21 protein-coding genes and 1 tRNA gene are annotated in these 23,082 nt (G+C 71.7%); 15 read left to right on the top strand and 7 right to left on the bottom strand.

Annotation, left to right across the window (positions count from 1 at the left end):
- Window positions 1-38 precede the first annotated feature (38 nt).
- From ACZ5K7_RS12490 to ACZ5K7_RS12480, 3 genes are read right to left on the bottom strand one after another with little or no spacing between them, the layout of a single operon-like run.
- Window positions 39-2,126: an MDR family MFS transporter gene (locus ACZ5K7_RS12490; protein ID WP_468912916.1), complete on the bottom strand. Its 2,088-nt coding sequence runs from the start codon at window positions 2,124-2,126 to the stop codon at window positions 39-41.
- Between the two features lie 58 nt (window positions 2,127-2,184).
- Window positions 2,185-2,967: a precorrin-6A synthase (deacetylating) gene (gene cobF, locus ACZ5K7_RS12485; RefSeq protein WP_468912914.1), complete on the bottom strand. Its 783-nt coding sequence runs from the start codon at window positions 2,965-2,967 to the stop codon at window positions 2,185-2,187.
- A 45-nt stretch (window positions 2,968-3,012) separates the two neighbouring features.
- Window positions 3,013-3,522, bottom strand: a complete 510-nt coding sequence (locus tag ACZ5K7_RS12480) for a DUF309 domain-containing protein (protein WP_351705830.1) — start codon at window positions 3,520-3,522, stop codon at window positions 3,013-3,015.
- A 149-nt stretch (window positions 3,523-3,671) separates the two neighbouring features.
- Between ACZ5K7_RS12480 and ACZ5K7_RS12475 the strand changes: the two genes are divergently transcribed.
- Window positions 3,672-3,745, top strand: a tRNA-Pro gene (locus ACZ5K7_RS12475).
- Between the two features lie 290 nt (window positions 3,746-4,035).
- Here ACZ5K7_RS12475 and ACZ5K7_RS12470 read toward each other — a convergent pair.
- From ACZ5K7_RS12470 to ACZ5K7_RS12455, 4 genes are all read right to left on the bottom strand, one after another.
- On the bottom strand, window positions 4,036-4,815 hold the full coding sequence (locus tag ACZ5K7_RS12470) for a polysaccharide deacetylase family protein (RefSeq protein ID WP_468912912.1): 780 nt from the start codon (window positions 4,813-4,815) through the stop codon (window positions 4,036-4,038).
- A gap of 378 nt (window positions 4,816-5,193) precedes the next feature.
- Window positions 5,194-5,634 (bottom strand): GntR family transcriptional regulator, encoded by a 441-nt coding sequence (locus ACZ5K7_RS12465; protein WP_468912910.1) that lies wholly within the window; start codon window positions 5,632-5,634, stop codon window positions 5,194-5,196.
- A gap of 162 nt (window positions 5,635-5,796) precedes the next feature.
- Window positions 5,797-6,255 (bottom strand): flavin reductase family protein, encoded by a 459-nt coding sequence (locus ACZ5K7_RS12460; RefSeq protein ID WP_468913250.1) that lies wholly within the window; start codon window positions 6,253-6,255, stop codon window positions 5,797-5,799.
- Between the two features lie 208 nt (window positions 6,256-6,463).
- Window positions 6,464-6,637, bottom strand: coding sequence for a hypothetical protein (locus ACZ5K7_RS12455; RefSeq protein WP_351705714.1), 174 nt, complete (start codon window positions 6,635-6,637; stop codon window positions 6,464-6,466).
- A gap of 268 nt (window positions 6,638-6,905) precedes the next feature.
- On the opposite strand from ACZ5K7_RS12455, the gene ACZ5K7_RS12450 reads away from it, so the two are divergent.
- The 14 genes from ACZ5K7_RS12450 to ACZ5K7_RS12385 all read left to right on the top strand — a co-directional run bounded on the left by ACZ5K7_RS12450 (window position 6,906) and on the right by ACZ5K7_RS12385 (window position 23,069).
- Entirely contained in the window at window positions 6,906-7,301 is a 396-nt protein-coding gene (locus tag ACZ5K7_RS12450; RefSeq protein WP_468912907.1) for a hypothetical protein, read from the top strand.
- A gap of 471 nt (window positions 7,302-7,772) precedes the next feature.
- Window positions 7,773-9,887, top strand: coding sequence for a DUF8189 domain-containing protein (locus ACZ5K7_RS12445; protein WP_468912905.1), 2,115 nt, complete (start codon window positions 7,773-7,775; stop codon window positions 9,885-9,887).
- A 14-nt stretch (window positions 9,888-9,901) separates the two neighbouring features.
- Window positions 9,902-11,191 (top strand): ABC transporter substrate-binding protein, encoded by a 1,290-nt coding sequence (locus ACZ5K7_RS12440; protein ID WP_468912903.1) that lies wholly within the window; start codon window positions 9,902-9,904, stop codon window positions 11,189-11,191.
- A 1-nt stretch (window position 11,192) separates the two neighbouring features.
- Window positions 11,193-12,131 (top strand): carbohydrate ABC transporter permease, encoded by a 939-nt coding sequence (locus ACZ5K7_RS12435; protein WP_351705723.1) that lies wholly within the window; start codon window positions 11,193-11,195, stop codon window positions 12,129-12,131.
- Window positions 12,131-12,979 (top strand): carbohydrate ABC transporter permease, encoded by an 849-nt coding sequence (locus ACZ5K7_RS12430; RefSeq protein ID WP_468912900.1) that lies wholly within the window; start codon window positions 12,131-12,133, stop codon window positions 12,977-12,979. Before ACZ5K7_RS12435 ends, ACZ5K7_RS12430 begins: the two co-directional genes overlap by 1 nt.
- Window positions 12,976-15,021: an alpha-galactosidase gene (locus ACZ5K7_RS12425; RefSeq protein WP_468912898.1), complete on the top strand. Its 2,046-nt coding sequence runs from the start codon at window positions 12,976-12,978 to the stop codon at window positions 15,019-15,021. The genes ACZ5K7_RS12430 and ACZ5K7_RS12425 overlap by 4 nt, the downstream gene beginning before the upstream one ends.
- Window positions 15,022-15,062: 41 nt before the next feature.
- Complete coding sequence (locus ACZ5K7_RS12420; protein ID WP_351705732.1) at window positions 15,063-15,836, top strand: SDR family NAD(P)-dependent oxidoreductase; 774 nt, start codon at window positions 15,063-15,065, stop codon at window positions 15,834-15,836.
- Window positions 15,837-15,873: 37 nt separating this feature from the next.
- Window positions 15,874-16,617, top strand: coding sequence for a FadR/GntR family transcriptional regulator (locus ACZ5K7_RS12415; RefSeq protein ID WP_351705735.1), 744 nt, complete (start codon window positions 15,874-15,876; stop codon window positions 16,615-16,617).
- Window positions 16,614-17,759, top strand: coding sequence for a galactonate dehydratase (gene dgoD, locus ACZ5K7_RS12410; RefSeq protein WP_468912896.1), 1,146 nt, complete (start codon window positions 16,614-16,616; stop codon window positions 17,757-17,759). The genes ACZ5K7_RS12415 and dgoD overlap by 4 nt, the downstream gene beginning before the upstream one ends.
- On the top strand, window positions 17,759-18,565 hold the full coding sequence (locus ACZ5K7_RS12405) for a hypothetical protein (protein WP_468912895.1): 807 nt from the start codon (window positions 17,759-17,761) through the stop codon (window positions 18,563-18,565). The genes dgoD and ACZ5K7_RS12405 overlap by 1 nt, the downstream gene beginning before the upstream one ends.
- A gap of 167 nt (window positions 18,566-18,732) precedes the next feature.
- Window positions 18,733-19,368: a bifunctional 4-hydroxy-2-oxoglutarate aldolase/2-dehydro-3-deoxy-phosphogluconate aldolase gene (locus tag ACZ5K7_RS12400; protein ID WP_351705744.1), complete on the top strand. Its 636-nt coding sequence runs from the start codon at window positions 18,733-18,735 to the stop codon at window positions 19,366-19,368.
- Window positions 19,365-20,369, top strand: coding sequence for a sugar kinase (locus ACZ5K7_RS12395; RefSeq protein WP_468912894.1), 1,005 nt, complete (start codon window positions 19,365-19,367; stop codon window positions 20,367-20,369). The genes ACZ5K7_RS12400 and ACZ5K7_RS12395 overlap by 4 nt, the downstream gene beginning before the upstream one ends.
- 135 nt (window positions 20,370-20,504) lie before the next feature.
- Window positions 20,505-22,322: an ABC transporter ATP-binding protein gene (locus ACZ5K7_RS12390; protein ID WP_468912892.1), complete on the top strand. Its 1,818-nt coding sequence runs from the start codon at window positions 20,505-20,507 to the stop codon at window positions 22,320-22,322.
- A 78-nt stretch (window positions 22,323-22,400) separates the two neighbouring features.
- Window positions 22,401-23,069: an NUDIX domain-containing protein gene (locus tag ACZ5K7_RS12385; RefSeq protein WP_351705771.1), complete on the top strand. Its 669-nt coding sequence runs from the start codon at window positions 22,401-22,403 to the stop codon at window positions 23,067-23,069.
- Window positions 23,070-23,082 lie beyond the last annotated feature (13 nt).

The following is a 23,082-nucleotide window of genomic DNA, read 5'->3' as shown; positions in this document are numbered from 1 at the left end:
GTGGCCCGGTCGCGGTCGCGGTCGCCGGCCGGCCGAGGTCAGACTGCCTTGGCGGCGGTCGGCTCCAACTCCGCGGTGCGGTCGGCGAGTCCGTCGGTGAGGTCCTCGACCAGGAGGCGTTTGGCGATGGTGTCGACGGCGGCGCGCAGGTCGGCGCCCGAAGGGCGGCCGAGGTCGTCCTGGACACGGTCCTTGAGCCAGTCGCCCCAGGCTCTGCCGATGGTCCGGGCCTCCTGGTCGCCGGCCGCGGTGAGGGAGAGGAAGGTGCCCGCGCGGGTGAGGTAGCCCTCGTCGACCATACGGTCGTAGACCGGCAGCAGTACCTCCGGGGGCATCCGGCGGCGGGCGGCGATCAGGCCGAGGTTGCCGTGGCCGACCAGTCGGGTGAGCAGTTCGACCTGCATCACGGCCCAGGCGCCGGCCACGTCCAGCCGGGTGCCGGACTCGCGGATGAGACGGCGGCCGGTCTCCAGGTCCGCCCTGCCGATGATCTTCGCTACGGCCGCTTCCAGCACCCGCTGCGAGTCCGGCCCGTGCGGCGAGGCGAACCCCTCGCCCATGTCGGTGGAGCCGAGCCGCGCGCTGTCCCGCAGCTGGACCTGTTTGAGGAACAGGGAGACAACGAACCCGACGGCCGCCACCGGCACCGTCCACAGGAACACCGTGTGGATGGTGTCGGCGTACGCCTGGACGATCGGCTCGGCGGCCGGCGCGGGCAGCCTGTGGAGGCCTTCCGGGCTGGTGGCCGCCTTGGTGATGACCGCCGGGCCGAGGGCACTCGCCTTGGTGGCGGCGGCGATCCCGTCCGCCAGGTTCGGCTTCAGCGCGTTGGTGTAGATGGTGCCGAAGACGGCCGTACCGAACGAACTGCCCAGCGTACGGAAGAAGGTGACGCCCGAGGTCGCGGTGCCCAGGTCGGTGTAGTCGACGGTGTTCTGCACGGCGATCGTCAGCACCTGCATGGACAGACCGATTCCGGTGCCCAGCACGAACATGTACAGCGACTCCAGCCAGGCGCCGGTGCCCGGACCCATCAGGGACATCAGATACAGGCCGGCGCCCATGACCAGGGAGCCGACGATCGGGAAGATCCGGTACCGACCGGTCTTGCTGACCACGTTGCCGCTGAAGATCGACGCGATGAGCAGGCCGATCACCATCGGGAGGGTGCGCACCCCCGAGATCGTCGCCGAGTTGCCGTCGACGTACTGGAGATAGCTCGGCAGATACGTCATCGCCCCGAGCATCGCGAAGCCGACGATGAAGCTGAGGATCGAGCAGACCGTGAACACCGGGTTGCCGAACAGCCGCATCGGCAGCATCGGTTCCTTCGCCCGGGTCTCCACCCAGCAGAACAACGCGAGCGCCACCGCACCGCCCACGAACAGGCCGATGACGGTGCCCGAACCCCACGCGTACTGGTTGCCGCCCCAACTCGTGGCGAGGATCAGCGAGCTGGCGCCGACCGCGACCAGCGCGATGCCCAGATAGTCGATCACCGGCCGGGACGCCGACTTCACCACCGGGATCGTGCGGGCGGCCGCGGCCACCACCAGGATCGCGATGGGCACGTTGACGTAGAACGCCCAGCGCCACGACAGATGGTCGGTGAACAGCCCGCCGAGCAGGGGCCCGATGACCGTGGCCACGCCGAACACCGCACCGATCGCGCCCTGGTACTTGCCGCGCTCCCGCAGCGGGATGACATCGGCGATCAGCGCCATCGCGGTCACCATCAGCCCGCCCGCACCGATGCCCTGCATCGCCCGCCAGCTGATCAGCAGCGACATGTTGGTGGCCAGGCCGCACAGGAACGAGCCTGTGATGAACACGATCGCCGAGACCTGGAAGACCACCTTGCGGCCGAACAGGTCACCGAACTTGCCGACAAGGACGGTCGCCACGGTCTCCGCGAGCAGATATGACGTGACCACCCACGACATGTGCGCGGCACCGCCCAGATCCGACACGATCGTCGGCAGCGCGGTGCCCACGATCGTCTGGTCCAGGGCCGCGAGCAGGATCCCCAGCACGATCGTCACGAAGACGACGTTGCGCCGACGGGCGTCCAGCACGGGCGGCTGGGACGCGTCGGGCAGTGCGGACGCCTCGGTCACTGTCACCATGTCACCTTCACACCCGTGGGCTACCGTCGCATGCCGGACTGGCCCACCCGGGTACCGCTCAGCCCTCCTTCGGAACCCTCGGGTGGCGGCGCAGCAGATATGTGTCCATGATCCATCCCTTGCGCTCCCGCGCCTCGGCCCGCAACCGTTCGATACGCGGACCGGCCTCGGCGAGCGGACCGGAGACCAGGATCTCGTCGGGGGTACCGATGTAGGCGCCCCAGTAGATGTCGATGTCCTGATCCGCGTACTGCCGGAAGGTCTGGTGCGCGTCCAGCATCACGACCACGTCGTCCACGCCGTCCGGGAGTCCCTCGGCGAGCCGCCGCCCGGTGGTGATCTGCACCGGCCGGGCCACCCGGTTCAGTCCTGTGCGATGGCGGGCCACCAGCGCCGACACACTGCTGATCCCGGGCACCACGTCGTACTCGAACGTCACCGTGCCGCGGGCCAGCACCTCCTCCAGGATCGCGAGCGTGCTGTCGTACAACGAGGGATCGCCCCACACCAGGAAGGCGCCGGTCTGCTCCGCGCCGAGTTCCTCGCGGACCAGCCGCTCGTAGATGTCCGCGCGGGCGCTGCGCCAGTCCCCGACGGCCGGCGAGTACGCCCCGCCGTTCGCCGCCCGGTCGCGGTCCGGGTCCCGCGCCTCGACCAACCGGTAGCCGCCGTCCGGTATGTGCGTGTCGAGCATGTCCCGGCGCAACCGGGTCAGATCGCTCTTGACCTCTCCCTTGTCGAGGAGGAAGAACACGTCCGTGCTCCTCAGCGCCCGGACCGCCTGGAGGGTGAGCTGGTCGGGGTCGCCCGCGCCGATACCGATGACATGAATCTTTCGCACGCACCCGAGTCTGCCGCATGCCACTGACAGCGGGTCCCCCCGGTGCTACCGGGTGCCGCGCAACCGCGGCGCCTCGGTCCCGGCATCGACGCTCCCGGCACCGCTCTCCACCCGCCCGGCCAGCTCCCGCGCCCACGCGGCGAGCCCGTCCAGCTCCATGCCGTACGGCCGCCGGACCCCGCTGCCGGCCGCCCACGCCTCGACCGCGCCCGCGCCGCGCCGCAGCAGCCGCGCCCCGCCGGTCACGTTCCCCCGGGCCGCGTGCGTGAGCCCCACGGCCAGCTGGGCCAGCCCCCGCCACAGCGTCCGCTCCTCCTCGGGCCCGGACTTCCAGGCGTCCTCGAACACCTCGTGCGCGTGGAAGGGCTTCCCGGCGTCCAGCAGCGCCTGCGCCTCGACGACGGTCGCCTCCGGAGTCCGTACGACGCCCTCGGCCTGCCGCTCGACGCCCGGGGCGCCGTACGGCAGCGGCCGCCCCAGCCCGTCCCGCGGCCGTGCGCTGCGCGCCCGCCCCTCGGCGTCCCGGTCCCGTGCCCCTGCCCCGGCGTTTTCCATACGGCCCATACGACCGATTGTCCCCCGTCCCCGCGCATCTCCCCGCGCCTCCCCCCCCCGCGCCTCCCCCTGCCCTCTTTCGGGCCGCCCGGGGTCGTGGGGTAAAGTGCGGTTCGCCTGATCACGCGGTTCACCGCGAGTGAGGGCACCGGGACGTGGCGCAGCTTGGTAGCGCACTTGACTGGGGGTCAAGGGGTCGCAGGTTCAAATCCTGTCGTCCCGACTGGAGACAGTCGCAGGGTGGGGCCGGTTTTCGGAGATATCCGAAAACCGGCCCTTGATCGTTCTTGGGGACCGGTCGGGGACCGGCGCTCTTGACCGGGGTCAGCGGGTCACGACGATCGGGCTCGGCAGCGAGCGCGGTGCGCGCAGCACGCTGAAGTGTGGGGAGAGCGCGGCCCCGTGGCCGTGATCCTCTGTTCGTCCGGGTGCCGGCAGGGCGGGGTGGCGGTCAGTGAGCCGTGGCCGGCGATCCCGCGCGGGACGTGCCCTTGGACTTGTGCACACCGTGCCTCAGGGCCGGTAGACCATCCCGGGCTGGGGCTTGGCGGGAGCGAGCAGCTGCGACACGGTCACGATGGTGTAACCGCGCTGCTTGAGTGCTTTGAGGATCCCCGGGACGGCGGGCACGGTCCCCTTGTGCAGGTCGTGCAGCAGGATGATGCCGTCTCGGTGGGTCTGGTCGAGCACCCGCTTGGTGATCAGGGCCGAGTCGGTCGTCTCGTAGTCCTTGGCGGTGACGCTCCACAGCACCTGCGCCAGCCCCAGGTCCCGGCACACCTTGGCCACCTTGCGGCTGGTGCGGCCCTCCGGCGGACGCATCAGGACGGGCCTGGTGCCGGTGATCCTCTCGATGGCGTTCTGGGTTTGGGCCAGCTCGTGTCGGACGCCGGCCTCGTCGAGGTCGGTCAACCTCTTGTGATTCCAGGTGTGGTTGCCGATCTCCTGCCCCTCGTCCGCGATGCGGCGCAGGATGTCGGGGTACTTCGAGATGTGACCCTTGCCCTGCACGAAGAACGTGGCGTGCAGACCCTGTTGCTTGAGGATGTCCAGCAGCCTGGGGGTCGTCGGGCTGGGACCGCCGTCGAAGCTGAGGGCCACGCACTTCGCCTTGCGGCAGTCGACGTTTCCGGTGACCGATCCCGATGCCTTCGCTCGGGCGGCGCGTGGCGAGGTGTGATCGTAGGTCGTGACCGTCAGCGCCACAGTGACGGCGACGGCTATGACGGCGGCCGCCGCTGTCGCGACGGCTATGAGTATGCGTGACCGTCTTATGCGCGCGTTGAAGAGCATGCCAGACCTTTCTTCGATGGGGTTCCGGGGTTCCGGGGTTGCCAGCAGCCCGAGGCAGAGGGGGAGTACGACCGCGCAGACGGCCCGCGAGGGCCGGTCCTCGCCAGGGGGTACGGCGGTGTGGTCGGTCACCCGTGGTTCGAGCGCGGTGAGCTGGTGGCACCGGGGGAAGCCGAGCAGCAGTCAGAGCAGGAGGTGCTGTCCGCACCTGTGCGTGAGGCCAACCGGATCCAGCCCCGGTGGTCCCGGGGGCGTCGTCAGGTTCCTCAGGACGGTACGGGGGCCGATGCGTGTGGCGGCGGGCCGATCGCCCAGTCGCGAGACTCCCGCCTCCGGTACCGGAACCCAGGTCCCGTGGCGCGCCACGCGGCCGGCGCGTCAGGCCCGGTCATGCGTCCTCCGTCTTCCGGCCCGGTCGCCCGGGGTGCGGCTGTCGTGTTCGTTGTCGTAGGCGTCCAGAACGGCTGTGACCATGGCCAGGACATCGGCCCGTTCCAGGCCTACGGCCCGGGCGCGTGCCACCCAGTCGATGACCTCCCGGCGCAGCGGCGAGTCGTCCTCCGCGCCGGGCCGGGCGAGTGATCGCGTCACGAAGGTTCCGAGACCGCGGCGCAGTTCGACCAGACCGGCCTGCTCCAGGTCGCGGTAGGCGCGGAGCACGGTGTTGGGGTTGATGGCGGTCGCCGCCACCACCTCCTTGGCCGTGGGCAGCTTGTCCCCGACCTTGAGGAAGCCCATCCGGAGCGCTTGTTGGGTCTGCTCGACGATCTGCACATAGGCCGGTACGCCGCTGCCGCGGTCGATCCGGTAGTCGATCACGTCGCCTTCCTCGGTTCCACCATGCTTGTGCTAATGAATTAATGGAAGCATGATGGATGTCCGGGGGTGCTGTCAAACATCTGTGTGGGAGCGGGAGCCCAGGCGTCACGTGTCTCGAGCAACTCGCCGCCGTGGCGGGTGGCGGCAGACCCGTATGGGGGATCAGGCGGTGCCGGGTTCCTCGTACGGGATGCGGTTCAAGTGCAGGACCTTGCCCAGAGTGCCCCATTCGTCGCCGCCGAGTTCGGCGAGGGGGCGCAGCAACTTGCTGTTGGGGCGGTTGTCGACGAGGTGGTCCTCGTCGACCGCGGCATGCAGCACCCGCCCGAAGACCAAGGTGCAGTTGCCCCTGCGCAGGGTGGTGTGGGAACGGCACTCCAAAGCCACATGAGCGGCTGCCACTCTGGGCGGACGCACGGTTCGGCCGGCCTCGCGCTCAATGCCCGCGGTGTCGAATTCGCTGACCGAGCGCGGGAAGTCGATGGCCGTGGCGTTGATCAGTTGCAGGAGCGGTTGGGACGAGAAGGTGACTACGAACTCCCCGGTTTCCTCGACGTTCCGCAGCGAGTCCTTCCGGCCGATCGAGGTGAACTGGACGATCGGGGGATCGGTGCCGGCGATGCCTCAGGGGCGCATTCCACGCGCATGGACCGAGTATCGGACCAGCACGCCCTGGGCGTTCCGCAACCCGGTGGGGTGTGTCGGGCCGAGGCCGACCACCGCTCACGCACCGCGCCTCGCGACCTTCCCCGACCGGCTCCCCGCGCGGCACTCCACGGCCGCGGGCTCGGCGGCGGGGTCTCGCCGGGCCCACGGTCGTGGAGTGCGATCAGCGGCGCCTGCCGTACGACCATCCGCTGCCGATTCCCGCCACGTGCAGGGCGAGGGCGGTCAGTCCCAGCAGCATCAGGTTCGTGGAGGTGAACGTGTCATTGGTGCTGATATCCGCCGCGTTGATCAGAAAGGCGATGAAGAACAACACCGCCGCAACGATGCCGACCATGAGTGGGCTCCTTTCGAAGAGGTGAACCCCGTGTGCCCACACATCACGTCCACATGCCCGTTACGGGGTGGTCATGGGGGCGGCTCGTTTCACGGGCCGTCGCGGACCGCTCCCGCGGCGGGTGCGGCCCCTTCAGGGCGCCGGTCGCCCTGAAGGGCGGTGACTCCGGCACGCCTCGGCGGTGTGACCGCCGAGGCGTGCAGCCGTTCGTCAACACGTCGGAAGAAATGGTGTCGTTCCTGCCGCCTCGACGTTCTACGGTGGCCCGATGCGGAACGATCGACGCGTCCGCCGCCTCGTGGTGGACGGGACTGTCTGGTTCTGGACTGTCCGGCAGCGGGTGAGAGCCGACTACGCCGACTGCCGTCTGACGATCTCCTTCGTCGCGCAGGCGCCGAGTTGGGGTGCTCGGCGCCGATTGTCCTTGGTCTTCGCTCCGGGGCCGGACAGAATCGTTTCGAACTCGTACTTCGAGGCGGGCACGGTCGTGCGCCTGCCCGACCGCACCTGGTTGAACCTCTACGAGCCGGGGACGGCCAGGCGCCTGCTCGATGCAGCGGCGCCCGTCCTGGACATCCGGCCACTGGAGCAGAACCTCGAAGTGGACGGCTGGCCCCACTTCGCCGCGGTCGTGGACCAGTCCGACGTCACCGGAACGGACTGAAACAGAGCGAGCCGGATTGCTGCGGCAGCCTTCGGACGACGGTCACAACCGTCCACTCCCTCATGCCGGTCGAACGTCCGGGCGTGGTCGCTCGGTGTCGGCAGGTTTCCTGGCCGCCGTCCCGTTCGGTGCCGACCGATACCGAGTGGACGAGGCCCGTACCGGCCTCGGGCTCGGGCGCGGGACCGGCTTGTCGAGCGTTCGGACCGCTGCTCGGCGCCGACCGTGGCCGACGCCGAAGGACAGGATGCCGGACCGGCGGATCACGAACATGCGGTTCGGACAGCCCGGTTGGCGACGGGATTGCCGCTGCCGCATACGAGGCGTCACCCGAGCTGCTTCTACTAAATTAGTAATTAATCTTGACACTGTTTCGGCCACAGGCCACAGTCATCGCCGTGACGTCGTAGGCCTCTGCCGCGGAGCGGCCCGCGTCACGTTCTCCTGCTTCCCACTCTCCGGGAGAGGTACGTGACTTTGCACCCGCCCGTACACACGCACCACCGGTTCACCCATCCCGCACTCGCGGCCGCGATCGCGGCGGTCCTGGCCGCCACCGTGACCCCCGACGCCGTCGCCCGGACGGCCGTCGACCAGGGCGCACCCGCCGCCTACGACAGCGGCCTCGCGCCGACTCCCTACATGGGATGGAACACCTACTACGGACTGGGCGCGCCCACCGAGAAGGAGGTGCGCTCCGTCGCCGACCGGCTGGTGAGCAGCGGTCTGCGCGACAGCGGATACGACATCGTGTGGCTGGACGGCGGCTGGCAGGCCGACAACCCCCGTGACGCACAAGGGCGGTTGACGGCCAACCCGGACCGCTTCCCGTCCGGCATTCCGGCCCTCGTCTCCTATCTGCACAAGCGCGGACTGCGGGCCGGCATCTACACCGACGGCGGCACCTACGACGGCGGCAAGAGCTGCGGCCTCGGCAGCCGCGGCTACTACGACCAGGACGCACGGCAGTTCGCGAGCTGGAAGATCGACGCGATCAAGGTCGACTTCCTCTGCGGGATCGGCGCGAAGCTCGATCCGGGGCCCGCCTTCAAAGAGTTCAGCGACGCGGTCGCCAAGTCCGGCCGCAAGATGCTGCTGAACCTCTGCAACCCGCTCACCGACGACTGGGGCCTGCCGCACACCCCCGAGCAGGACGCCCACAACACCTACGTCTACGCCCCGGAGATCGCCGACTCCTGGCGCACCGGCACCGACATCGCCTGGGGCACCCCGAGCCCCGGCGAGTGGCCCAACATCCTGCGCAACATGGACGCCAACGCTTGGCACCCCGAGGCGCAGGGCCCCGGCCACTACAACGACCCGGACTACCTCATCCCCATGCGGAAGATGACCGACGGGTCGTACGAGCTGACCCAGGAGGAGTCCACCAGCCAGTTCGTGATGTGGGCCGAGATGGGCTCGCCGCTGGTGCTCGGCTCCGACCCGCGGACGCTCTCCGACTCCATGCTCGCGACCCTGCGCAACCCGGAGATCATCGCCGTGGACCAGGACCCCCTCGCCGTCCAGGGCGTGCGGGTCGCCACCGACTCGGTCGGTGACGTCTACAGCAAGGTGCTGCGGGACCGCGGACAGCGCGCGGTCGTCCTGCTCAACCGGTCCGACCAGGCCGCCCAGCGCACCGTGCAGTTCTCGGACACCGGCCTCGGTGGCCCGGTGCGCGTCCGTGACCTGCGGGACCGCGCCGACCGGGGCACGCACACCGGGTCGTACACCGTCGAGGTCCCCGCGCACGGCACCGCGTTCCTGAAGCTCACCGGCGCCGACGCCCTGCCGGGCACCGACCTCGGCGTGACGGCCACGGCGAGCCCGGCCGTGACGAGCGGCGGCGCCACGTTCTTCCGCGGGCCGCACGGCTCGCTCGTCGAGAAGGCGGACGGCGGGACGCGGGACCTCGGCGGTCCGGTCCGGGGCGGGATCCTCGGCCAGCCCGCCGTGTACGCCTCCGCCGGAGGCCGGATCGACGTCTTCGTACGCGGTGCCGACTCCCGGGCCTACCGGAGGGTCTACACCGACGGCCGCTGGGGGCACTGGCAGTCCCTGGGCGGGCAGTTGACCGACGCGCCGTCCGTCGCCTTCACCGACCCCGCGCACTGGACGCTGTTCGCGCGCGGCACCGACGGCACGGTCGTGCAGCGCGGTCCGGCGACCGGCTGGTCCTCGCTCGGCGCGCCCGGCGGCCTGCAGGTCTCCGGCCGGCCGTCCGCCGCCGTCGACGCGCAGGGGCGCGTCCACGTAGCCGTCCGCACCACCGCCGACGACGTCTGGACACGGACCCGGGACACCTCGGGACAGTGGTCCGACTGGACCTCCCTCGGCGGGACCGTCAGCGGCAGCCCGACCCTGGTCGCCGCCGGGGACGCGGTGCTGCTGTACGCGCGGGCCGCCGACTACACCCTCTGGCAGCAGCGGTACAGCGACGGCGCCTGGCAGGGCTGGAGCAAACGGCAGGAGTTCCCGAGCGCGGCCTTCGACGGCGCGCTCGGCGCGGCCGCCGGCCCGGACGGAGCCGTCGACGCAGTGTTCCGCGGCGTCGACGGCCACGTGTACCGCACCCGACTCAAGTGACTGAGGAAACAACCATGGCCAACCAACAGCCCAGCCGACGCCGGTTCCTCGCCGGACTCGGGGCCGCCGGCACCGCGGCCCTGCTCAGCGGCTGTGTCACCGACACCTCCTCCGCCAAGGGCTCCTCGAAGGGCGCGGTGACCCTCCAGTCCAACCTGTCCGCCCCGCAGGCCAAGGCCGCGATGGAGGGCCTGGTCGCGGCGTACGGGAAGAAGGGGTCCGGCAGCGCCAGTCTCAACACGGTCGCCGCCGAGACCTTCCGCACCCAGCTGCCGACCTACCTCACCTCGGCCAACCCGCCGGACGTGTACACCTGGTACCCCGGCTCGGTGGCGGACGCCTACGCGAAGAAGAACCTGCTGCTCGACCTCGACGAGGTGTGGACCTCCTCGCCCGACCTCAAGCGCTACTCCAAGGCGCTGAACACGCTCTGCACCGCGAGCTCCGGCAAGAAGGTCTTCGTGCCCAACACCTACTACTGGTGGGGCATGTTCTACCGGAAGTCCCACTTCGCCAAGTGGGGCGTGAGCGAGCCCACCAGCTGGGACGGCTTCCTCGACCTGTGCGACAAGCTCAAGAGCAAGGGCGTCGCCCCGATCGGGCTCGGCGCGGGCGGCAACACCCCCTGGGTGGCGTCGGCCTGGTTCGACTACCTGGACATCCGGATCAACGGCGCCCAGTACCACCGCGACCTCCTCGCGGGCAAGCACCGGTTCGACGACCCCGAGGTGCGCAAGGTCTTCGACCGCTGGCAGGAGGTGCTGCCCTACTTCGACCCGAACGGCACCGCCCTCGCCTTCCAGGACGCGACGACCGCCCTGCTCAACGGCAAGACCGGCATGATGCTCATCGGTACCTTCTTCGCCGACTCGGCGCCCAAGAGCGCCCTGGACGACATCGACTTCTTCCGCTTCCCCGTCATCGACTCCAAGGTCCCGCTCGCCGAAGAGGCGCCCGTCGACGGCTACTTCGCCAGTGCCCGGACCGGCCGCGGTGACCAGGTCCGCGACCTGATGAGCTACCTGGCGACGGCCGAGGCCCAGGAGATCTACATCAAGGGCTCCTCCGGCACCGTCCTGCCCTGCAACCCGGACGCCAAGGACGCCGGCACCGCGCTCGTGAAGAAGGGCCGTGCGCACGTCGAGGCGGCCGCCGAGATCACCCAGTTCTTCAACCGGGACTCCAGTGACGCCCTCCAGCCCACGGCGGACACCGCGCTCACCAAGTTCCTGGCCAAGCCCAAGTCGATCGGCAGCATCCTGACCGACTGGCAGCGGGACGCCGAGAAGATCTGGAACGCCTGAGATGGCCGTCCTGACCGCGCCCGACCGGAAGTCCCCGGCCCGCCCGCCCGCCCGTACGTGGCGGGCGGGCCGGGGGCCCCGGCGCACCCCGCCCCTGGTCCTCGCCTTCGTCCTGGTCCCGCTCCTGGCCGAGGCCGTGTGGGTGTTCTGGCCCGCCCTGCAGGGTTTCTACCTCGCCCTCACCAAGTGGGACGGTGTCTCCGCGCCGCAGTTCGTCGGCCTGGACAACTTCCGGGAGATGGCCCACGACGACGTCTTCCGCAGCGCGGCCGGTCACACCGTGCTGTGGCTGGTCCTGTTCGGCGGCCTGTCCGCCGTGCTGGGGCTGGCCGCCGCGCTGCTGCTCCAGCAGGAGCGGCGCGGGGTCGGCTTCTACCGGGCCGCGCTGTTCCTGCCGGTGGTCTTCTCCCTGGTCGCCACCGCCCTCGTCTGGCAGGCGATCTACCAGCCCGACGGCGTCCTCAACCAGTTGTTGCAGGGCGTGGGCCTCGGCAGCCTCCGGCACGCCTGGCTCGCCGACCAGGACACCGCCCTGTACGCGGTGATCGTGCCCGCGCTGTGGCGGCAGATCGGCTACGTCATGGTGCTGTACCTCGCCGGCCTCAAGGGCATCGACCCGGCGCTCTACGAGGCCGCCAGGGTCGACGGCGCGAGCGCCCTGCAGCGGTTCCGGCACGTGACCCTGCCCCAGCTGCGCAGTGTCAACGCGGTCGTGCTGTCGGTCATCGTCATCGACTCGCTGCGCTCCTTCGACGTCGTCTGGTCGCTCACCCGGGGCGGCCCCTACCACTCGTCCGAACTGCTGAGCACCTACATGTACTCGACCGCCTTCCAGTCGCTGCGACTCGGCTACGGCTCCGCCCTGGCCGTCGTCATCTTCGTCCTCGCCTTCGGGGTCATCGCCTCCTATCTGGTCCGCGCGTTCCGGGAGGCCGACTGATGTCCGCCGACTCGACGGCACTGCGCCGCAAGCGGGCCGCCACCGCCGGATTCCACCTGGGGGCCGGTGCGCTGGCCGTGCTGTGGCTGCTGCCCATCGTCCTGGTCCTGGTCACCAGCCTGCGCACCTTCGACGACATCGCCGCGCACGGACTGGGCAGTTGGCCGCACTCCTTCACCCTCGGCAACTTCGGGCAGGCCTGGACCGACGGCGGCCAGCAGCGCGCGCTGATCAACAGCCTGCTGGTGACGGTCCCCAGCGTCCTGGTGACCCTCGCCCTCGCCGCGATGGCCGCGTTCGCCCTCAGCCGCTACGAACTCCCCTTCCGGCGCACCCTGTTGCTCCTGATGCTCGGCGGCAACCTGCTCCCACCGCAGATCCTGCTCATCCCGGTCTCCAAGCTGAGCGAGCTGATGGGCGTCTACGACACCCTGCCCGCGCTCATCGGCGTACAGATCGGCTTCGGCGTCGGCTTCTACGTCTTCGTCCTGCACGGGTTCATGCGGTCGATCCCGGTCGAGATCCAGCAGGCGGCGGTCGTGGACGGCGCCGGGCCGTGGCAGATCTTCTGGCGGATCATCCTCCCGCTGACCCGGCCCGCCCTGGCCGCCCTCAGCGCCCTGTCCTTCACCTGGATCTTCAACGACCTGCTCTGGGCGATCACCGTCCTGCGCAGCGACTCCAAGATGCCGATCACCGCCGCCCTCATCGGACTCCAGGGCCAGTACGTGTCGATGTGGAACGTGATCGCCGCCGGATCGGTCATCGCCGCCGCGCCCACGGTCGCCGTGTTCCTGCGTTTCCAGCGGCACTTCGTGGCCGGACTCAACCTGGGAGCGGTCAAGTGACGTACACCCGCTGGACCTTGCGCACCGAACACACCTCCTACACCGTCCGCCTCTCCCCGGACGGCCCGTGGGCCGAGCTCGACGCCTGGGGTCCGCTCGGGGTCGAGGAGGGGCCGTCCGCCCTCGACTGGTCCCACCGCACCCACTTCATCACGCCCGCCGACGCGGCCCCGGCCGAGTATCTGCCGTACGGGCTGCGGCCGTTCACCGGCTCCGAGCTGATTGCCGGCGCGGGGCGGGGCGTGTGGTGGGAGTTCGAGGGCGCGCAGGAGTCGGAGGGCGCGCTACGGCTCGCCTTCACCGACGAGACGACCGGGCTGCGGACGGTCCTGTGCTACGAGACCCTGGCGGGCACCGATGTGATCCTGCGCTGGACCGAGTTCACGGCCAGGGACGAACTCCGCCTGGAACGGCTCGACTCGGCCGCCGTGAACATCCCGGTGGCCGGCCCGGCCCGGCTGACCTACCTCTGCGGGCAGTGGTCGCAGGAGTTCCAGCTCACCCGACTCGACCTGGCCCGGGGCACGTTCACCATCGGCAGCCTCCAGGGCGCGCCGGGGCACGCGTACGCGCCCTGGCTGGCCGTGCAGAGCGAGGACGCGGCGTACGGCGTCGCCCTCGAATGGTCCGGAAACTGGCACATCACGGCCGAGGCCGAACCGGGTGGTGCCGTGCGGGTCCGCGCCGGCCGGGTCCCGCACGAGGGTGCCGTCCTCATGGCCCCGGGGGAGACCCTCACCACCCCCCGTCTCGCCTGCGCGTTCAGCCCGGACGGCCTCGACGGCCTGGCCCGGGTCTGGCACCGCTACGAGCGCCGGCTCACCGGCGACCGGCTGCACCGCCCCCGCAAGGTGCTCTACAACTCCTGGGAGGCCACCGGCTTCGATGTCGACGCGGCCGGACAGCTGGAGCTGGCGAAGGCGGCCGCGGACATCGGGGCCGAACTGTTCGTCGTGGACGACGGCTGGTTCACCGGCCGCGCCGACGACACCGGGGGACTGGGCGACTGGTATCCGGACCCGGAGGCGTTCCCGCAGGGCTTCGACCGGTTCGTGCAGGAGGTCCGCGCCCTCGGTCTGGACTTCGGGCTGTGGGTCGAGCCGGAGGCGGTCAGCCCCGGCAGCCGGCTGTACGCCGAACACCCCGAGTGGGTGTACCGCATCGACGGCCGCCCCTCCCGTCTGGTCCGCAACCAGCTCCTCCTCGACCTGGGCCGGACCGACGTCCAGGAGTTCGTCATCGCCACCCTCGACCGCCTGCTCGGCGACTACGACATCGGCTACCTGAAGTGGGACATGAACCGCCCGCCCACCGAGCGCGGCCGACCCGGCGCCGGCCCCGTCGACCTGGACGCCGAGCACGTCGCCGGATACCTGCGCGTCCTCGACCACCTGCGCGCCGCCCACCCGGACGTCACCGTCGAGGGCTGCGCCGGCGGCGGCGGCCGGATCGAGCACGCCACCCTGGCCCGCACCGACGTCGTCTGGCCCAGCGACAACACCGCCCCCCTGGACCGGCTGCGCATCCAGCACGGCTTCCTGCACGCGCACGCCCCGCACGTCATGAGTTCCTGGGTCACCGACGCCCCCGGCATCTTCGACCCGCGCCCGCGCAGCCTCGCCTTCCGCTTCGTCAACGCCATGTGCGGGGTCCTGGGGATCGGCGCCGACCTGCGCGCCTGGACGCCGGAGCAGCGGGCCGAGGCCGCCCGGTGGACCGCCCGCTACAAGGAGGTCCGGGACGTCGTCCACCACGGCGAGGCCCGGCTGCTCGGCACCCCGGACGACACCAGCTGCGGAGTGCAGTACGACCACGGTGACCGTACGGTCGTCGCCGCGCTCTCCACCGGCCGCCTCGACGGCGCCCCGCTGCTGCCCGGCCGCCCCGACCGGCTCCGGCTGCGGGGCCTGGACCCGGCGGCCCGCTACCGGGACACGGCGACGGGAACGACGTACAGCGGAGCCCATCTGCTGCACTACGGCCTGCCGTTCACCTGGAGCGCCGATCACGATGCGGACCTGGTGGTGCTGACCCGCCGGTAGGACGCATATGTTTCCAGCAAGCTCACCCTCTAAGGAGCCCGATGGACCAGTCCGTACGACGGTACGGTGCCCGCTTCACCGGCCGTACCGCCGTGGTGACCGGTGCCGCCTCCGGCATCGGCGCCGCCACCGCAGAACGCCTCGCCCGGGAGGAGGCCGCCGTCGTCCTCGTCGACATCGCGGACGAACGCGGGCAGGCCGTGGTGGACGGGATCACCAAGGACGGCGGCCGGGCCAGTTACGTGCACGCCGACGTCGGCGCCGAGGACGACTGGGCCCGGATCGTCACCGCCGCCCACGCCTACGGGCCGGTCGACGTGCTCGTCAGCAACGCCTACACCGTCGACGTCCTCCCGGCGCACGAGATGTCGGCCGAGTCCTGGCAGCGACAGCTCGCCGTCAACCTCACCGCGAGCTTCCTCGGCTTCAAGGCGGTCCTGCCCGACCTGCGGGCCGGCCGCGGGGCCGTGGTGCTCACCTCGTCGGTGCACGCCCACGTCGGCATCCCCGGACACCCCGCCTACGCGGCGGCCAAGGGCGCCCTGCTCTCCCTGTGCGGGCAGCTCGCCGTCGAGTACGGGCCCGAGGTTCGCGTCAACGCGGTGCTGCCCGGGCCGATCCTGACCGGCGCCTGGGACGGGGTGACACCCGCGGAGCGGCAGCGCAGCGTCGCGCAGACCGCAGCCCGCCGGTTCGGCACGCCCGAGGAGGTGGCCGCGGCGATCGCGTTCCTCTGCGCCGACGAGGCCTCCTACATCACCGGGTCCCGGCTGGTCGTGGACGGCGGCTGGAGTGTCGTGAAGGACTCCGTGTGACCGCCGAACCACGTCGTGAACAGAAAGGCTGTACGACATGACGCCCTACGCCCGCCGCGGTGTGCACGGCCAGACCGTGGAGGCCCTGGCGCGCCGCATCCTGGGCGGCGAGATCCCGGAAGGGGCCACCCTCGACCTGGTGGCGCTGCAGAGCGAACTCGGCGTCAGCCTCACCGCCCTGCGCGAGTCCCTCAAGGTGCTCGCCGCCAAGGGCATGGTCGACGCCCGCCAGAAACGCGGCACCTTCGTGCGCGCCCGGGCGGACTGGAACCTGCTCGACGCCGACGTGCTGCGCTGGCAGTTCGAGGGCGCCGGTACGGCCGACGCCGACCGGTCGCTGCTGCACAACCTCGCCGAGGTCCGGGCGATCATCGAACCGGCCGCCGTCCGGCTCGCCGCCCAGCGCCGCACCGAGGCCGACCTGGTGGCCCTGGAGGACGCCCTGGACGCCATGGGACGGCACGACGCCGCCGACCCGGGCCACGCGGTCGACGCCGACCTCGCCTTCCACCGCGCCCTGCTCGCCGCCACCCACAACGAACTCCTCGAACGCATGGAGATGGTGATCGAGTCGGGGCTCGCCCACCGCGACCGCCTCGTGCACAGCTCCCCGCACAGCGAGCCCCCCGTCCCCGCCCACCGCGCCGTCCTGGACGCCGTCCGCGACGGCGACCCCGAGGGGGCCGAGCGCGCCATGCGAGCCCTGCTCGACCAGGCGGGCCGCGACCTGGCCCGGCTGGGCGGCACCGACGACGACCCGAAAGGCAGCGGCGGCCAGTGAAGATCGCACGAATAGAGACCTTCCTCGTCCCGCCACGCTGGCTGTTCTGCCGCGTCGAGACCGACGAAGGCGTGGTGGGCTGGGGCGAACCCGTCGTCGAGGGCCGCGCCGAGGTGGTGCGCGCGGCCATCGAGGTCCTCGCGGAGTACCTGGTGGGGCAGGATCCGCTGCGGGTCCAGGACCACTGGCAGGTGCTCACCAAGGGCGGCTTCTACCGGGGCGGTCCCGTCCTGTCCAGCGCCGTCGCCGGACTCGACCAGGCGCTGTGGGACATCGCCGGCAAGACCTACGGCGCGCCCGTGCACGCCCTGCTCGGCGGTCCGGTACGCGACCGGGTCCGGGTCTACGCCTGGGTCGGCGGCGACGAACCGGCCGAGCTCACCGAGCAGGTCGCGGCCCAGGTGGAGGCGGGCTTCACCGCCGTGAAGATGAACGCCGCCGGGGCCACCTCGCCGATCACCACGGCGTCGGAGACCGCGGCCGTGGTCGCCCGGGTGGCGGCCGCCCGGGACGCCCTCGGCCCCGACCGCGATGTCGCCGTCGACTTCCACGGCCGCTTCACCGCCGCGAGCGCCCGCCGCGTCCTGACCGAACTCGCCCCCCTGCACCCGCTGTTCGTGGAGGAACCCGTCGTCCCCGAGCAGGGCCACCTGCTCCCTGGCCTGGTCACGGCGAGCCCGGTACCGCTGGCCACCGGTGAACGCCTGTACTCGCGGGCCGAGTTCCTGCCGGTCCTCGCCGCCGGCATCGCGGTCGCCCAGCCGGACCTGTCCCACGCGGGCGGCATCTCCGAGGTGCACCGCATCGCCTCGCTCGCGGAGACCTACGGCGCACAGCTCGCCCCGCACTGCCCGCTCGGCCCCATCGCACTGGCGGCGAGCCTCCAAATCGCCTTCGCCACACCGAACTTCCTGATCCAGGAACAGAGCCGGGGCATCCACTACAACAAGGACGCCGACCTCCTCTCCTACCTGGTCGACCCCGAACCCTTCCGGTTCGTCGACGGGCACGCCCGGCGCGGGGACGCCCCCGGCCTCGGCATCACCGTCGACGAGGCGGCCGTCCGCGCGGCCGACCGGTCTGGCCACCAGTGGCGCAACCCGGTCTGGCGGCACCCCGACGGCTCCTTCGCGGAGTGGTGATGGACGTCGTCACCGACCTCGCCCACGGTGGCCGCTGGACCTCGCTGCGCCACGGCGGGCGCGAATGGCTGTGGCGGCGCGCGACCGCCGAACGCGACGGTGTGGCACCGGGCGACGCGTTCGTGGACGCGGGGGGAGTGGAGGAGTGCGTTCCCACCGTGCGCGGCACCCCCGACCACGGGGACGCCTGGTCCCGGGCCTGGACCCGGGAGGGCGACGGCGAGCGCGTGGACTGCGAACACTTCGCCCTGACGCGCACGCTGAGCGGCACGGCCGACGGCGTCCGGGCCGACTACGTGCTGACGGCCGAGCCCGGCTTCCGCTTCCTCTGGGCCGCCCACGCGCTGCTGGACCTCTCCGAGGAGGCCGTGCTGAAGGCCCGGGACGGGACGCCGACCAGGGTGTTCCCGGAGGCGGCTGCCCTGGTGGACCGTCCCTGGCCGGACGGCGCCCGCTGGCTGGAGGGCGACTGGCCCGCGCCGCTGGGGCTGCCGCTGGACCGGTTCGGACCGGACGACGGGACGGCGGCCGGGGCCGTGGTGGCGGGCGGCCGGTGCTGTGTGCACGACGACGGGGACCGGCTCTCCTTCGCCGTCGAGGCGGAGGGACAGCCACTCTCCGTCGCCCTGTGGCGCAACCTCGGCGGCTTCCCGGCCGACCGTCCCTACCGCAGCACGGGCGTCGAGCCCATGCTCGGCCGGGTCTTCGACCTCGCCGACGCCGGCCCGGACGACGCGGCCCGCGTCGGCGCCTCGGGCGAGGTCCGCTGGCGGCTCACCGTACGCGCCGCCTGTCACTGCCCCTGAGCAGACAAGCAGACACCCGACGCCCCTGGAGAAACCCGCACCGTGGACGGTGACCGACGCCGCTGAGAGCCCGAACCTCAGGAGGCGACCGGTGCCCCCTGAGCCCCGAGCCGTAGCGGCGTCCGACGCCCTCCTCGGAAACCCGAACCCCAGAAGGAGCCCTGGCCGTGGATCTGCGAGCCGCCCTCACCTCCCGCCGACTGCTGGCCATCGTGCGCGGCACCGACCCGGACGCCGCCCTGCGCACCGTCATGACCCTGGCCGAGGAGGGCATCGAGCTGATCGAGGTGTCCCTCAGCGGCACGGACGCGCTCACCGTCCTCGCCCGGGCCCGCAAGGAGCTGGGCCCCGGCCGGCCGCTCGGCGCCGGCACCGTGCTCACCGCCGACGACGCGCGGGCCGCCCAGCAGGCGGGCGCCACCTTCGCGGTCACCCCCGGTCTCGGCGCCGGCGTCGACACCGCCCTGGACCTCGGCATGCCGGTCCTGGCGGGCGTGCTGACCCCCACCGACGTCATCGCCGCGCAGGCCCGGGGCGCGGCCGCGCTGAAGCTCTTCCCCGCCGCCGAGGCCGGGGGAGCGGCCTATCTGAAGGCGTTGCGCGGCCCCTTCCCCGACGCCGTGCTGGTCCCGGTGGGCGGTGTCGACGTGCCCGCCGCCCGGGCCTACCTGGCCGCCGGGGCGACCGCCGTCGGCGTCGGCTCACCCCTGGTCGGCGACGCGGCCGACGGCGGCACCATCGCGGACCTGCGCGACCGGGCCCGGGCGTTCCTCGCCGTCGTCGCGGAGGACGGACACGCATGACGGCACCCTGGCGGCCGGCGCCGGGACGGGTCGTCTGCGTCGGCGAGACCATGGCGGCCCTGGCCCCCGACCCGCCCCGACCGCTGGCCGAGGCCGAGCAACTGCGGCTGTCCACCGCCGGCGCGGAGTCCAACGTGGCCATGTACCTCGCGGACCACGGCATCCCGGCCGTCTGGCTCTCGGCCGTCGGCGACGATCCGCTGGGGCACCGGGTGCGCGCCGCGGTCGCCGCCGCCGGGGTCGACGTCACCCATGTACGGACCGACCCGCACCGGCCCACGGGCCTCCTCGTCAAGAACCCCGGCCCCACCGGAACCCGCGTCCACTACTACCGCACGGGCTCCGCGGCCTCGGCCCTGGGGCCCGGCCTGCTGGACGGCGAACCGCTGCGCTCCGCCGCCCTCCTGCACCTCACCGGCATCACCCCCGCCCTCTCGCCGTCCTGCCGCGACCTGGTGACCCGCGCCCTCGCCGCGCCGGCCGCCGAACGGCCGTACGCCATCAGCTTCGACGTCAACCACCGCGCCGCCCTGTGGCCCCAGGGCACGGCACCGGGGGCCCTGCGGGCCCTCGCCGACCGGGCCGACATCGTGCTCGTGGGCCTGGACGAGGCGCAGCAGCTGTGGGGCGACGACCTGACCGTCACCGGCGTGCGGGACCTGTTGCCCGGTCCGCGGATCCTCGTCGTCAAGGACGGCGCCCTGGCCGCCACGGCCGTCACCGCGGGCGGCTTCTGCACGGTGCCCGCGCTGCGCACGGCGGTGGTGGAACCGGTGGGCGCGGGCGACGCGTTCGCGGCGGGCTTCCTGGCCGGGCTGCTGCGCGGCGAGACGATGCCCCGTGCCCTGCGGCTCGGCCACATCACCGCGGTCTCCGCGCTCAAGGTGACGGGGGATCACGGTCCGCTGCCCGGCGCGGCGGAGACCGAGCGGCTCCTCGGCCTCGCGGACGCGGACTGGGCGCGGTACGAGGACGGGATCGACCGTGTGTTCGCACAGTAGCCGCCGTCCGGAAAACACGTGGACTCCGTGCCCGCCGTCGCGGCACACTTCCCTTTCCTGACCTGCCGATTCCAGGCCGCCGCGCACATGCGGCGGCCGACTCGGCATGCCGTGCGACGACTACACAGGGTTGAGATGACATCCTCGGTCGATTTACCTGCGAGCGGACCGCAAAAAGGTGCCGTCGTGCTCGCACTTCGTTACTACGGACGGGAACTGGCGCGCCTCAAGCGGTTCACCCTGCCCGGAATGCTGCTGCCGGCGCTCGGCAACATCGGAATCAACTACGTGGCGCCGCTGGTCGTCGCCAAGCTGGTCGGCCGGATCGCCGACGCCCATGGCCTGGGCTTCGGCGCCGCACTGCCGTACGTCCTCGGCTTCGGCGGTGTCCTGCTGCTGGCGGAGGTGTTCTGGCGGATCGGTCTGCACTGCCTCAACCGTCTGGACGCGCTCGGCATCGAGCAGCTGTACGTCATCGGCATGGACGAACTGTTCGCCAAGGACTCCGCGTTCTTCCACGACAACTTCGCGGGGTCGCTCACCAAGCGGGTGCTGAGCTTCGCCACCCGCTTCGAGGAGTTCGCCGACACGCTCACCTTCAACATCGTGGGCAGCTTCGTTCCCCTGCTGTTCGGGTCGGTGGTGCTGTGGCGCTACGAACCGCTCCTGGTCGTCGCGCTGCTGACGATGATCGCGGTCACCGCGGTGTGCGTGGTGCCGCTGATCCGGCGGCGGCAGCGGCTGGTCGCCCAGCGGGAGGAGGCCATCGCGCGGGTGTCCGGCCACGTCGCCGACAGCCTGATGAACATGGACACGGTCCGGGCGTTCGCCGCCGAGGAGCGGGAGGCCGCCGAACACCGGTCCCGGGTGGCCGAGTCGAGGCGGCGCACCCTGCGCTCCTGGGACTACGGCAACCTGCGCATCGACACGTTCGTCGCGCCGATGTCCGTCGCGACCAACGCGCTGGGCCTGCTGCTCGCGGTGGGCCTGGCCGGCGGCGGGCACAGTGTGGAGGGGGTCGTGGTCGCCTTCACCTACTACACCAACGCGACCCGGATCATGTTCGAGTTCAACCAGATCTACCGGCGCATGGAGAGCTCCATGACGGAGGCGGCCCAGTTCACCGAACTGCTTCTGGAGCCGCCGACCGTGCTGGACCCGGTGACCCCGGAACCGCTCGCGCCGCGGGCCGCCGACGTCCGCTTCGAGAAGGTCTCCTTCACCCACGCGGGTGCCAAACCGCTGTTCGAAGGGCTTGAACTGGACGTGCCCAGCGGCTCGAAGTTCGGGTTCGTCGGCCGGTCGGGCGGCGGCAAGACCACGCTCACCCGGCTGCTGCTGCGGATGACCGACATCGACGCCGGACGGATCACCATCGGCGGCCAGGACATCAGCCGGCTGCGCCAGACCGACCTGCGCAGCCAGATTGCCTACGTCCCGCAGGACCCGGCGATGTTCCACCGCACCCTGCGGGACAACATCGCCTTCGCCCGGCCCGGCGCCAGCGACGCCGAGATCCGGCTCGCCGCCGAGGCGGCCCACGTCACGGAGTTCGCCGACGCGCTGCCGGACGGCTTCGACACGATGGTCGGCGAGCGGGGCGTCAAGCTCTCCGGCGGCCAGCGCCAGCGGGTCGCCCTCGCCCGGGCGATCCTGCGGGACGCCCCGGTCCTGCTCCTGGACGAGGCGACCAGCGCGCTGGACTCCGAGAGCGAGATGCTCGTCCAGGAGGCGCTGTGGCGGCTCATGGAGGGGCGTACGGCGCTCGTGGTGGCGCACCGGCTGAGCACGGTCGCCTCCATGGACCGGCTCGTGGTCCTGGACCGCGGCCGGATCGTCGAGCAGGGCACGCACCACGAACTGCTCGCCGCCGAGGGCGCCTACGCCAAGCTGTGGCAGCACCAGTCGGGCGGCTTCCTCGACGAGGACCCGGCACGGGCCGAAGTGCACTAGCCGGGGCCGGACACGGGCGGGTGGTAGACAGGTGATCATGACCGACCTGAACGCCCCCGCCCGCCCGGCAGGCCTGCGATGACCGCCGGGGCCGACACCCCCGACCGCCGGGGCCGCACCGGACTCGACCGCACCGGCCTGGACCTGACCGGCAACCCGCGCGTGCGGGTCCGGGAGGTGAAACTGCTGTCCAGCCACTGGTACGTCGAGCGGGCCACCACCTTCGACTACCGGCACGCCGACGGCACCTGGCACACCGAGGAACGCGAGACCCACGACCGCGGCAACGGCGCCACGCTCCTCCTCTACGACGCCGAGCGCGAAACCGTCCTGCTCACCCGCCAGTTCCGCTTCCCGGTGTACGTCAACGGCCACCCCGACGGCATGCTGATCGAGACCCCGGCGGGCCTCCTGGACGCCGCCGACGAGCACCCGGAACACGCCGTCCGCCGGGAGGTCGTCGAGGAGACCGGCCACACGGTCGGCGCCGTCCAGCACGTCTTCGACGTCTACATGAGCCCCGGCTCTGTCACCGAACGGATCTCCTTCTACGCGGCCGCCTACGGCCCTTCCACCCGCACCCACGAGGGCGGCGGCCTGGACGAGGAGGGCGAGGACATCGAGATCCTCGAACTCCCCTTCCGCCGGGCCCTGGAGATGATCCGGACGGGCGAGATCGCCGACGCCAAAACGATCATGCTCCTCCAGTGGGCCGCGCTGGAGGGCCCGTTCGCGGCTCGGCGCTGATACGCCCGCCCCC

Source organism: Streptomyces sp. NPDC031497 (genome assembly GCF_055580905.1).
Note: the sequence above shows the minus strand (reverse complement) of the source record. Positions and strands in the feature narration are given on the sequence as shown.